At 68.5% G+C, this 9,031-nt stretch carries 9 protein-coding genes and 1 pseudogene; 8 read left to right on the top strand and 2 right to left on the bottom strand.

Going from position 1 to position 9,031, the window contains the following annotated elements; translation table 11 throughout:
- From WA965_RS10060 to ribD, 7 genes and pseudogenes are all read left to right on the top strand, one after another.
- Positions 1 to 643, top strand: a pseudogene (locus tag WA965_RS10060) (primosome assembly protein PriA); the annotation flags it as partial.
- Between the two features lie 26 nt (positions 644 to 669).
- Positions 670 to 2,502, top strand: coding sequence for a DUF2207 family protein (locus WA965_RS10055; protein WP_526300815.1), 1,833 nt, complete (start codon positions 670 to 672; stop codon positions 2,500 to 2,502).
- Positions 2,496 to 3,032, top strand: a complete 537-nt coding sequence (locus WA965_RS10050) for a LemA family protein (protein WP_526300813.1) — start codon at positions 2,496 to 2,498, stop codon at positions 3,030 to 3,032. The genes WA965_RS10055 and WA965_RS10050 overlap by 7 nt, the downstream gene beginning before the upstream one ends.
- A 20-nt stretch (positions 3,033 to 3,052) precedes the next feature.
- Complete coding sequence (gene fmt, locus WA965_RS10045; protein WP_526300811.1) at positions 3,053 to 3,985, top strand: methionyl-tRNA formyltransferase; 933 nt, start codon at positions 3,053 to 3,055, stop codon at positions 3,983 to 3,985.
- Entirely contained in the window at positions 3,982 to 5,367 is a 1,386-nt protein-coding gene (locus WA965_RS10040) for a transcription antitermination factor NusB (protein ID WP_526447462.1), read from the top strand. Before fmt ends, WA965_RS10040 begins: the two co-directional genes overlap by 4 nt.
- A gap of 5 nt (positions 5,368 to 5,372) precedes the next feature.
- Positions 5,373 to 6,071, top strand: a complete 699-nt coding sequence (gene rpe / locus WA965_RS10035) for a ribulose-phosphate 3-epimerase (protein ID WP_526297208.1) — start codon at positions 5,373 to 5,375, stop codon at positions 6,069 to 6,071.
- Positions 6,068 to 7,069, top strand: coding sequence for a bifunctional diaminohydroxyphosphoribosylaminopyrimidine deaminase/5-amino-6-(5-phosphoribosylamino)uracil reductase RibD (gene ribD / locus WA965_RS10030; protein WP_526297206.1), 1,002 nt, complete (start codon positions 6,068 to 6,070; stop codon positions 7,067 to 7,069). Before rpe ends, ribD begins: the two co-directional genes overlap by 4 nt.
- 12 nt (positions 7,070 to 7,081) lie before the next feature.
- Here the strand turns inward: ribD and WA965_RS10025 are convergent, their stop codons facing one another.
- A complete protein-coding gene (locus WA965_RS10025; RefSeq protein ID WP_526297204.1) occupies positions 7,082 to 7,639 on the bottom strand; it encodes a type 1 glutamine amidotransferase domain-containing protein in 558 nt (185 codons plus the stop codon).
- A 176-nt stretch (positions 7,640 to 7,815) separates the two neighbouring features.
- Between WA965_RS10025 and WA965_RS10020 the strand changes: the two genes are divergently transcribed.
- On the top strand, positions 7,816 to 7,968 hold the full coding sequence (locus WA965_RS10020) for a hypothetical protein (RefSeq protein WP_526297202.1): 153 nt from the start codon (positions 7,816 to 7,818) through the stop codon (positions 7,966 to 7,968).
- Here the strand turns inward: WA965_RS10020 and WA965_RS10015 are convergent.
- The coding region (locus WA965_RS10015) for an MFS transporter (RefSeq protein WP_526447460.1) at positions 7,935 to 9,031 on the bottom strand (1,097 nt) is incomplete at its 5' end. The genes WA965_RS10020 and WA965_RS10015 overlap by 34 nt on opposite strands.

Genomic DNA, 9,031 nt, shown 5'->3' with positions numbered 1-9,031 from the left:
CGGCGCGACGGTGATCACCTCGGGCGGCGACGGGGTGGTGGACGCCGTGCCGCACCGGCCCGCGGTGGTGGTCGCCACACCGGGTGTCGAGCCGCTCGCCGAGGGCGGCTACGGCGCAGCTCTGCTTCTGGACAGCTGGGCCCTGCTGGGCCGACAGGACCTCCGCGCCGCCGAAGACACGTTGCGGCGTTGGATGGCCGCAGCCGCGCTGGTGCGCAGCCGCGCCGACGGCGGCGTGGTCGTGGTGGTCGCAGAATCCGCGATACCCACGGTGCAGTCACTCATCCGGTGGGATCCGATAGGCCACGCGCGGACCGAACTCGACTCTCGCGAGGAGGTCGGTCTGCCGCCGGCGGTTCACATGGCGGCGGTCGACGGAGCCCCGGCCGCGGTGACGGCGCTGCTGGATGCCGCCGAGCTCCCGCAGACGGCTGAGCGCATCGGGCCGGTTGAGCTCCCGGTCGGGGCCCGCAGACCGCCCGGGGTGTCGGCTGAGCTGCCAGTCAGCAGAATGCTGGTCAGGGTCCCGCGTGAGGGCGGGCTGGCGCTGGCCGCGGCGCTTCGCAAGGCGGCGGCGATCCAGAGCGCCCGCCACGACCAGGAGCCGGTCCGTGTGCAGATCGACCCGTTGCACATAGGGTGATCTTGATCGCACCGACAGGAGGTGGAATGGAGCGTCTGGGCAGGTTGCTGGCCGCGTCGCTGTTCCTCGTACTCGGGCTGCTCGTCCTCGGTTTCATGGTGCTGTGGCCCGTGATCTTCCACGGAGGCAGCGAGTCCGCCGGCTCCGTCCCCTACGACCCGGTGGTGATCACCGACTACGACGTCGACATCGTGGTGGACGACGCCGGCGATATGACCGCCGTGGAGACCATCACCACGGAGTTCCCCAGCGGCCGCCGCGGAATCTTCCGGTACTGGGACGTCGTCAACCAGAACGACCCCCGGGTGCGTCAGGAACCGGCGGTGAACTCCGTCCTGCTCGACGGCGGACCGGTTCCCTATCAAATGTTGTGGGAGGACGATGAGCGATTCCGGGTGGCCAAGATCGGCGACCCGGATCGCACCCTGAGCCCGGGCACCCATGTCTTCGAGATCCGGTACACCATCCCCGGCGTGCTCGACCCGGGTGACACCGGAGCGGACCGGCAGTTCGCGACCTCCACCGAAGGGGCCGGGGAGGCATCCTCGGTCTTCTTCTGGAACGTCATCGCCCCTTCCTGGAACAACATCATCACTCGGGCCGACATCCGCGTCACCTTGCCCGCGGCGGTCGGCAGCACGCAGTGCTCGGTCGGCCTGGGCATCGGTCGGCCCTGCGACAACCTGACCGTCAGCGGCAACACGGTGACCCTGTCCGCGGCCTCCCTGGGGCCCCGCACCCCGGTCACGCTGCGCGCGGGCGTCGACGTCCCAACCCCGCAGCGGCAGGAATCTCCTTGGCCGTTCGCCTGGGATGGGGTGCTGGGGCAAACGGTCACCGGCGTGATCTGGGTGGGCGCGCTCACCGTGATCTCCGGACTCGGCGGGTCGCTGTGGTACCGCCGGACGCTCGAGCGGTCGCCGGGCTTCCCGCTGCAGTACGCGCCCCCGCCCGGATTGGGCCCGGTGCAGACCGAGTACATCCGCACCGAGGCCGTCCCGAAGAACGGGCTCACCGCCAGTTTGTTCTATCTCGCCGAACGCAAACTCATCACCCTGCAACAGGTCAACGACAAACAGTGGAACGTCCGCGGGATCGCCGACAGAGGCTGGGCCGACATCGATCCGGTCAGCACGGCCGTCGCCATGGCGCTGAAGGTCAAGGGCGCCGGCAGGGAGTTCGAGGCGAAGAAGACGGTCAAGTCTGGGGAGCGGCTCAGCAAGGCAAAGACCGACATGGCCAAAGCGGTGCAGAAGTGGGCCCTCGACGAGCACCTGATGGTCAAGCGCAACAAGGAACTCTGGGTTCGCGCCGCCAACGGTGTGGCTTTCGTGCTGATGATCTGCGCGGTCTTCCGATGGGGCTTCCCCTCGACGATGTGGGTTCTCCCGTGTGCGGCGTTCTTCGTGTGCTCAGTCGGATCGTGGAACCCCGGCGTAGGAACCCGGCGCACCGCGACCGGCCGCGAGCTGTGGTCGCGCGCAGGGGGCTTCCACCGCATGCTGGCCACCGACTCCGCCGAGGCCCGGTTCGACTTCGGCGCCAGGAAAGATCTGTACACCGCATACGTGCCGTTCGCCGTCGCCGCGGGTGCCGCAGCGTTGTGGGCCAAGAAGTACGAGGCATACACCCATACCGCGGCCCCGCAGCCGGATTGGTACAGCTCTTCGAGTTCCTCAAGAGGGTGGGGATTGGCCGGGAGCTCGAGTGGTGCTGACTTCGACAGTTTCGAATCGGCCCTGTCATCGTCGATCGGCGCCTACACCGCGTCGCAGTCCTCCTCATCAGGGGGCGGGGGAGGCGGCGGTGGTGGCGGTGGCGGCGGTGGTGGTGGCGGCGGAGGAGGCGGGTCATGGTGAAATTCCTGTTGATCGTGGTACTGATCCTGGCGGTCCTCGTCTTGATCGGATTTGTGGTCGGCTACAACAAGATTCGTGCTGCCGACGTTCGGGTCGCCGAAGCGCTCGCCGGCATCGACGTCGAGCTCACCCGCCGGGCGTCGCTGATTCCGAGCCTGGTGCACGCGGTGCAGACCTTCGCCACCCACGAAAAGGGCGTGCTGGACCACGTCACCAACGCGCGCGCGGTCCTCGCGGCCGCGACGACCGGGACGTCGATAGCCCAGCGCAGCGCCGCCGAGCAGGATCTCGACACCGCACTGGTCCCGCTGTTGGCGCTGGGGCAGTCCTATCCGCAGCTCAACTCGTCGAACAACTTCCTGAACCTGCAGGAGAATCTGGCCGACACCGAGAACAAGCTGGCCTTCGCCCGGCAGTACTACAACGATGCGGTCGCGACGCTGAACCGGTCACTCACGACGATCCCGTGGATGTTCGTCGCGCCGCTGGTCGGGGTGTCCGAACGGGAGTACTACCAGACCCCGCGCTGACCCGTCCCTACACTGACTCGGTGCGAGTTGTCTTCGCCGGCACCCCGGAGCCGGCCCTACCGTCACTGCGTCGGCTCCTCGAGTCGAGTCGCCACGATGTCATCGCGGTGTTGACCCGACCCGATGCCGCCGCCGGACGACGCGGACGCCCCGCGCCATCGCCGGTGGCACAGATCGCGCTGGAGTACGACATTCCGCTGTTGCGCCCCGCGCGCCCCAACTCATCCGAGTTCGTCGCCGAGCTCGCCGAATTGGCGCCGGACTGCTGCGCCGTCGTTGCCTACGGGGCACTGCTGGGTGACGAGCTGCTGGCGGTGCCGGCCAACGGCTGGATCAACCTGCATTTCTCGCTGCTGCCGGCGTGGCGTGGCGCGGCGCCGGTTCAGGCGTCGATCGCCGCGGGCGATTCGGTGACGGGCGCCACCACCTTCCAGATCGAGCGCAGTCTGGACTCGGGGCCGGTCTACGGTGTGGTCACCGAGACGATTCGCCCCACCGACACCGCCGGTGACCTCCTGGGGCGGCTGTCGGTATCGGGCGCAGCCCTGCTGGAATCCACGCTCGATGGGATCGCCGACGGAATCCTGACCGCAGTGCCGCAGCCGGCGGACGGCGTCACCGTCGCGCCCAAGATCACCGTCGATGAGGCCAGAATCCGATGGGATCTGCCTGCGCACGTCGTCGAGCGCCGGATCCGCTCCGTGACGCCTCAGCCGGGAGCGTGGACGATGATCGGAGACCAACGCATCAAGGTGGGACCGGTCACGGTCGAGGCCGATTCGCAGGAAGCGTTGGCGCCGGGCCAGATTCGCGCGGCCCGCGACGGTGTGCGGGTGGGCACCGGCTCGCAGCCGATCATGCTCGACCGGATCCAGCCCCCGGGAAAGAAACCGATGGCCGCGGGTGACTGGGCGCGCGGCGCACGGCTCTCCGAGAGCGACCGCGCAGTATGACCCGCCCCGGCAAGCGCCGACCACCCCGGCGCCAGGAACTCGACCCGGCCCGCCGAGCGGCGTTCGACGTACTCCGAGCGGTCTCCGAACGCGATGCCTATGCCAACCTGGCGCTGCCGGCCATTCTGCGCGAACGTGGGATCCACGGCCGTGACGCGGCTTTCGCCACCGAGCTGACCTACGGCACCTGCCGAACCCGGGGCCTGCTGGACTCGGTCATCGCACGCGCGGCCGGTCGGCCCATCGACAAGATCGACCCGGTGCTTCTCGATCTGCTCCGGCTGGGTACCTACCAGCTGCTGCGCACCCGCGTTGAGCAGCACGCCGCCGTGTCGACGACGGTGGAGCAGGCCGGCATCGAATTCGACACCGCGCGAGCAGGATTCGTCAACGGCGTGCTGCGCACGATAGCCCGGCGGGCCGAAAGTGACTGGGTCGACGAGCTGGCCCCATCGGCGACGACCGATCCGGTGGGCCATCAGGCGTTCGTGCATGCCCATCCGCGTTGGATCGCCCAGGCGTTCGCCGATGCCTTGGGCGCCGACGCGGGGGAGTTGTCTGCGCTACTGGCCAGTGACGACGCCCGCCCCGACGTGCACCTCGCAGCCCGGCCGACGGCGTTGACCGGAGCGCAACTCGCCGAGCAGGTCCACGGCACCGTCGGCCGGTATTCGCCCTACGCGGTGTATCTCGGCGGCGGTGACCCCGGTTCGCTCGCGGCGGTGCGCGACGGCATGGCGCTGGTCCAGGACGAGGGAAGTCAGTTGGTGGCGCGGGCGTTGACGCTGGCGCCACTGGCCGGCGCCGACTGCGGGCGATGGCTGGACCTGTGTGCGGGCCCGGGCGGCAAAACAGCGCTACTAGCGGCAATCGGGCAGGCCACCGGCGTCGAGGGCGTCCGCGTCACCGCAGTGGAACCGGCGCCGCGCCGAGCCGACCTCGTCGCGGAGAACACCGCGGGCCTGCCCGTGGAAGTGGTGCGGGTCGACGGCCGGGACTCGGGACTTCAGCCGGGTTTCGACCGGGTCCTCGTTGACGCTCCCTGTACCGGCTTGGGGGCGTTGCGCCGGCGACCGGAAGCGCGATGGCGCCGTCAGCCCGGTGATGTGCCGCAATTGGCGAAGCTGCAGAGAGAACTGCTGGCCGCCGCTATCGCTCTGACCCGACCGGGTGGTGTGGTGCTCTACGCAACCTGCTCGCCACACCTGGTCGAAACGGTCGGCGTCGTCGCCGACGCCCTGCGCCGCCAGCCCGTGCAGGCGCTTGATGCCCGGCCACTGTTCGAACCGGCCGACAGGCTCGGGCCCGGCCCTTACGTTCAGCTGTGGCCGCACCGGCACGGCACCGACGCGATGTTCGCGGCGGCTCTGCAAGTAGGCTGACGTCCATGCGTGCCGTGCCAGGAGCAGGTTCAGCCCCCCTGATCGCGCCCTCGATACTGGCCGCCGACTTCGCTCGGTTGGCCGAGGAGACGGCAGCGGTGCACGGCGCCGACTGGTTGCACGTCGACGTGATGGACAACCACTTCGTCCCCAACCTGACCCTGGGTCTTCCGGTGGTGGAATCGCTGCTGAAGGTGACCGACATTCCGATGGACTGTCACCTGATGATCGACGATCCCGGACGTTGGGCACCGCCGTATGCGGAGGCGGGTGCCTTCAACGTCACGTTCCATGCCGAGGCCACCGACAACCCTGTGGGTGTCGCCCGTGACATCCGCGCCGCCGGCGCCAAGGCGGGTCTGGCGATCAAGCCGGGCACGCCGGTGGAACCGTATCTGGAGATCCTCCGGAACTTCGACACCGCGTTGATCATGTCGGTGGAGCCGGGTTTCGGCGGTCAGAAATTCATCCGCGAGGTCCTGCCGAAGGTCGGCACACTGCGCCGACTCGTCGATGCGGGGGAGTTGACCGTCATCGTCGAGATCGACGGTGGCATCAACGACGACACCATCGAGGAAGCGGCCGAGGCGGGAGTCGACTGCTTCGTGGCCGGCTCGGCGGTCTACAGCGCTGACGATCCCGCGGCAGCGGTGGTGGCACTGCGACGGCGGGCCGCGGACGCGTCCGCACATCTGGCCCTGTGAATCTCGACGCCGCGATGCGGGCGGCCATCGAGCAGGCTGACCGGGTCAAGGGGCGGACGTACCCCAATCCTCCTGTGGGAGCGGTCATTCTGGACCGTGACGGCGAGGTGGCCGGCGTCGGCGCCACCGCGCCGACCGGTGGTCCGCATGCCGAGGTGCTGGCGCTGCGTCGCGCCGGTGGACGTGCCGCCGGTGGCACCGCGGTCGTCACCCTGGAACCGTGCAACCATTTCGGACGCACGCCACCGTGCGTTGACGCGCTTGTGGAAGCTGGGATCTCGGCCGTCGCGTACGGCGTGTCGGATCCCAACCCGGAGGCGGCCGGCGGCGCCGCTCGGTTGGCGGCAGTCGGTGTCGACGTCACCGCAGGGGTGTTGTCCGACGCTGTCGCCGGAGGGCCCTTGAGGGAGTGGCTGCACAAGCAGCGCACCGGAATGCCGCATGTGACTTGGAAGTTCGCGACCAGCGTCGACGGGCGCAGCGCTGCCGCCGATGGCACAAGTCAGTGGATCACCAGCGAAACCGCCCGCGCGGACGTCCATCGCCGACGAGCCGCCGCGGATGCGATCGTGGTCGGTACCGGCACGGTCTTCGTCGACGACCCGAAGTTGACCGCCCGACTCCCCGACGGGAGCCTCGCCGACAAGCAACCCCTGCGTGTGGTCGTCGGCGAGCGCGAGATATCGCCGGACGCAAAGATTCTGAACGACGACTCGCGAACCATGGTGATCCGGACCCGTGATCCCCACGAGGTGATCAAGGCGCTCTCGGACCGCACCGATGTGCTGCTGGAAGGGGGCCCGACGCTTGCCGGCGCCTTCCTGCGTGTCGGAGCCATCGACCGGATCCTGGCCTATGTGGCGCCGATCCTGTTGGGCGGGCCCATCACTGCGGTCGACGACGTCGGGGTGCTCAGCATCGCCCACGCGCAGAGATGGCGCTTCGACGGGATGGAGCCGATGGGCCCCGACGTGCTGCTCAGCCTCAAGCCCGCCTAGAACGGTCACATCTCAGGCGCGGGCGAAGACCTGCACCAGTGCGTCGCAGAACGCCGGTAGATCGTCGGGATTGCGACTGGAGACCAAGGTGTTGGGTCCGTCGGTGCACTCGACGACCTCTTGGTCCACCCAGTGCGCCCCGGCGTTGCGGAGGTCGGTCTGCACGCTGGGCCACGAGGTGATCGATCGGTTCCGTACCGCGTCGGCCTCGATGAGTGGCCAGGGACCGTGACAGATCACCGCTACCGGCTTGCCGGTCTCGAAGAAGCTCTTGATGAAGGCGACTGCAGATGTGTTCATCCGCAGATTGTCCGGATTGGCCACACCGCCGGGCAGCACCAAGCCGGCGTAGTCGCTCACCTGGGCATCGTCTGCGGCCTTCTGCGCGTCGAAAGTGTCGGCGGCGGTCAGATGGTTGAACGCCTGCACCTTGCCGACTTCGGTGGAGATCAGCTCCGGCCGGCCGCCGGCTTCCTCGACAGCGCGCCACGGCTCGGTCAGCTCCACCTGTTCGACCCCCTCGGTGGCTACGAGGAACGCTATTCGCTTGTCATCCAATTGTTTCGGCATGTTCATCTCCTGTTTCCGTGTCCGGCTTCACAGTGCGTACCCGGCGCGGCAGCGGGCGAATCCGGACAGTTCACTCGGTAGACTCGGAGCAGAATCCCGGGCCATCGCCGCCCGCGGGAATATCGCGCTTTCACCGACGAGTTGCCCTTGGTGAGCACGAACAAAGGAACACCACCATGACTGCCCTGCAGGGCTGGCTCAGCGCCGGTCCGCTCACCCCGAACAGCCTCAAGACCGTGGTCCTCGACGCGTGGCGGGGTCTGACCTCCGACGAGGCCGGACCCACCGACGAGCCTCAGCTCATGGGTCGAGGGCTCGAGCGCTGCTGAGGTTCACCCGTCACGTCGGGTTCCTCGGCCTGCTCGCCGCGTGCACTGATCAGCAGACCCAACACCGCACCGACGACGCACACCACGGCCGTGATCGAGAAGATCTCGCCGTACTGCAGCACGTAGGCCTCCCGGATCCGGCCGGCCTCGGCTGACAGTCGCTCGGCGAGGCTGTTGCCGCCCGTGCTCGCGGGCAGGCTCGCCAGATGTTGGTTGAACCGGTACAGGCCCCAGGCGCTCAGCGCCGCGATGCCGATCAGCATGCCGATCATCCGGGAGACGACCACCGCAGCCGACGCGATGCCGTGCTGGGCAGCGGGGACCACCCGCAGTGTCGCCGATGTCAGCGGGCCGATGACCAGGCCCAGGCCGAGCCCTGCGATCGCCAGATCGGTGTCCAGTGTCGGCAGGCTCACCACCCCGAGGTCATGTCGGGCCGCGAGCAGATCCACCGGCCACTTCGAGATCAGCAGATAGCCGCCGGCAGCGATCATCAAGCCGGCGAAGGCGACGATCCGGTCGCCGATCCTCGCGGCGAGCCAGCCGCCGAGCAGCGCGCCGACGGGCAGTGCCACCAGGAAGCGCAGCAGCAGGAATGCGGCTTCGTTCTGGTCCTGGCCGAGGACGCCCTGACCGAACAGTTCGACGTTGACCAACGTGACCATCAGTGCCGCCCCGGCGCACAACGACGCTCCCAGAGCCGCCAGGAACGGCCTGAAGTGCACGCCCGCCGGTTCCAGCAGGCGGGTGCGCGCGAACTTCTCCCAGACGAAGAACGCCACGATGGCCACGGCGGCGGCGATCAGGACCGGTGGACCCCAGCTGGGCAGCACCTCTCGTCCGTCCGGCGCAGGGTTGTACAGCCCGATCACCGCCAAGCCCAGCGCGACGGCCAACAGCAGGCCACCTACCACATCGACCTTTTGGGGATCTTCGGTCTTCTGCCGACTCGGCAGGCTGAAGTGGATCATCACCATGGCGATCACCGCCAACGGGACGTTGACCCAGAAGACCGACTGCCAATGCCCGAACAGCCAGACCAGGGTGATTCCGTAGATCGGAC

It is taken from the genome of Mycobacterium sp. (assembly GCF_049683935.1).
Classification (GTDB): domain Bacteria; phylum Actinomycetota; class Actinomycetes; order Mycobacteriales; family Mycobacteriaceae; genus Mycobacterium.
The sequence above is the reverse complement of the archived record's forward strand: the minus strand, read 5'-3'. Positions and strand labels throughout refer to the sequence as shown.

Coding starts and splice junctions, on each gene's coding strand:
- WA965_RS10025 (WP_526297204.1), bottom strand. CDS start 7,639: ATGCCGAAACAATTGGATGACAAGCGAATAGCGTTCCTCGTAGCCACC.
- WA965_RS10040 (WP_526447462.1), top strand. CDS start 3,982: ATGACCCGCCCCGGCAAGCGCCGACCACCCCGGCGCCAGGAACTCGAC.
- WA965_RS10050 (WP_526300813.1), top strand. CDS start 2,496: ATGGTGAAATTCCTGTTGATCGTGGTACTGATCCTGGCGGTCCTCGTC.
- WA965_RS10020 (WP_526297202.1), top strand. CDS start 7,816: ATGACTGCCCTGCAGGGCTGGCTCAGCGCCGGTCCGCTCACCCCGAAC.
- WA965_RS10055 (WP_526300815.1), top strand. CDS start 670: ATGGAGCGTCTGGGCAGGTTGCTGGCCGCGTCGCTGTTCCTCGTACTC.
- rpe (WP_526297208.1), top strand. CDS start 5,373: ATGCGTGCCGTGCCAGGAGCAGGTTCAGCCCCCCTGATCGCGCCCTCG.